Here is a 2,217-nt window from a genome sequence, read left to right as displayed (position 1 = left end):
GCGTCCTTCTTCGGCGCGACCACGGTCGCGGTCTTCGCGTCCTCCAGCTCGACCAGTTTGGAGTTGCGGGAGATCACGGTGGCGACGTTGTTGGGACCGCGCTTGGTGGTCAGGTTGTCGAAGCTCTCCTCGACCTTCCCGCCCCGCACGACGTCGATGCGGAACGTCTCCCCGTCGGCCTGGGTCGACTCGCCGACGGTCACGCTGATGTCGTCGGTGGCGGCCGCCGCACGTGCCCGCAGCGTGAACGCGGACCGCTTGTCGTCCCCGGCGGCCGGGACCGCGGCGCGCGCGATCCGTTCCTCGGTGTCCTTCCGGCCGTCCGGCAGGCGCATGACATACGCGGTCCCGCCACCGTTGAGGAAGTAGCCGTACATGGCGTGCGGCAGGTGGGCGTTGTCGACGAAACCGCCGAAGATGCCGGTGTACTGGGTCCAGTTGGTCACGAGAGTCGGCTCGGAGACGGGCCCCTTCTCGGTGAAGCCGACGAAGCCCGCCACGGCGGTGCCGACACCCTCGATCGGCCGCGACCCGGACGACACCTCCTCGACGTAGACGCCTGGAGCGAGATAGTTCGCCATCCGCCGGTCCCCTTCCACGACAACCACAAACGGCAACGACATGACGGCATCCACGCTGTCACCGGTACCAGGTGAGCCTCTACGTCCGTTGTGCAGCAACGGGTCCAACCTCGGTTGCCCCTGGGGGAAACACGCTCTGGCCCTGCCGCTGGCCCCGGTTCCCGCCGGGGACGGCCCCGCGCGGACAGACTGCGTGGTGTGCTCGCCGACGTCGACTCGTCCCTCCAGGCCTGGCTCACCACGCAGCTGGCCCCCGGCACCGAGGTCGGGTTCGACAACCCGACCCTGCTGACCGGGATCGCGCCGCGACCGAGACGGGCCGGGATCGTCAACCTGTTCCTGCACGCCGTCACCGAGAACCTCGACGGGATGGCGGCGGGCCCGGTGCGGGTCCGCGACGCGGGAGGTCGGGTCACGGCCGTGCACAACGCGGCCCGCAGCTACCACCTGTCCTACCTGGTCACCGCGTGGGCGTCGACCGCGGCCGAGGAGCACGAGCTGCTCGGCGCGCTGCTCGGCGCGCACACCGACTGCGACGCCCTCGCCGTGGACCACCTGCGTGGATCGCTGCGGGTGCTGGCGGCCGGCCTCCCCATGCGGGTGGGCTGGACGCCGGCCGGCCGGTCGGTCGAGCTGTGGGCCGCGCTCGGCATCCCCATGCGCACCGCGCTCGACCTGACCGTCACCGCGCCCGCGCTGCCGACCAGGTTCGAACGACCCGCGCCGCCGGTCGAGGCGATCGCACTGACCGCGGGCGGCATGCCGGCCGTCGCGGACCTGCCCCGCACCCGGTGGCACCGCACGTCCATCACCGAACCCGACGACCGGCCGGAGGAAACCCTGCCATGACCGCACCCGCCGTCGACACGAGCTGGCTACGTAGCAACCCGGCGGACGCCTTCGCCTCGGACGTCCCCAAGGACTTCGCACACCTGCTCACCGCGAGCGCGAGCTACCGCATGGTGTACGAGGAGTGGCTCGCCGTGCACCACCAGGACGTGCTGCCCGGCTTCACCCAACCCGAGATCGACGTGATCTACCGCAGGCTCGCCGACCCGAGCCACGACCGGTCCGAAGTGGACAGAACGTGGGCCAAGTACTTCGACGAGGGGTACAGGAAGGCGTTCCTGCCGGTGGCCAAGGCCATCCGCGACGACCTGCGCGCGAAGTGCGCCCCGATCATCAAGAACGGCGGGGACAAGAAGACCGCCCTGCGCATGGTCGGCCAGCAGGCGGCGGCGCAGGCGGTCGGCAAGGCGCTGTCCGCGGCGGCGACAGAGGTACCGGCGACGCTCACCGCGTGGGCGCAGGTGCAGGCGTTCAAGGGCGAGCTGGTCGCCACGTTCAACACCACGCTGACCGGCTTCACCGACGAGCACTGGGCCGGCAAGGAACAGGACCGCGCCAAGGCGATGCTGTACGCGGCGTGGGACACGCTGCAGCGTGCCGAGTCCGCGATGCGCGAGACCGTGACGGAGATCGGCCCCGGTGGCGAGGCGTCGCAGGCGCGGCGCGCGCAGCTCGACCTGCGGCTCACCGTGTGGGCGACCGAGGTCGCCAACATCGCCGCGGTGACCGCGCGGGCGGCGAACGAGGTCTCGGTGTGGGCGCAGCGGAACGCCGCCAAGATCATCGC

Annotated in this window: 2 protein-coding genes and 1 pseudogene; 2 read left to right on the top strand and 1 reads right to left on the bottom strand. The window is 71.2% G+C overall.

All coding sequences use genetic code 11. The annotated features are described in order from the left end of the window. Positions 1-581, bottom strand: a pseudogene (locus ACJ73U_RS16575) (phage tail sheath family protein); the annotation flags it as partial. A gap of 198 nt (positions 582-779) precedes the next feature. Between ACJ73U_RS16575 and ACJ73U_RS16570 the strand changes: the two are divergent. Then, positions 780-1,430, top strand: a complete 651-nt coding sequence (locus ACJ73U_RS16570; protein WP_407778521.1) for a Pvc16 family protein — start codon at positions 780-782, stop codon at positions 1,428-1,430. Beyond that, positions 1,427-2,217 (top strand): hypothetical protein (locus tag ACJ73U_RS16565; protein WP_407778520.1); only part of this gene is annotated, 791 nt, incomplete at its 3' end. The genes ACJ73U_RS16570 and ACJ73U_RS16565, both read left to right, overlap by 4 nt.

The sequence above is a fragment of the Actinophytocola sp. genome (assembly GCF_045807065.1).
GTDB lineage: Bacteria > Actinomycetota > Actinomycetes > Mycobacteriales > Pseudonocardiaceae > Actinophytocola.
This window is presented reverse-complemented; position numbering and strand designations above follow the sequence as displayed.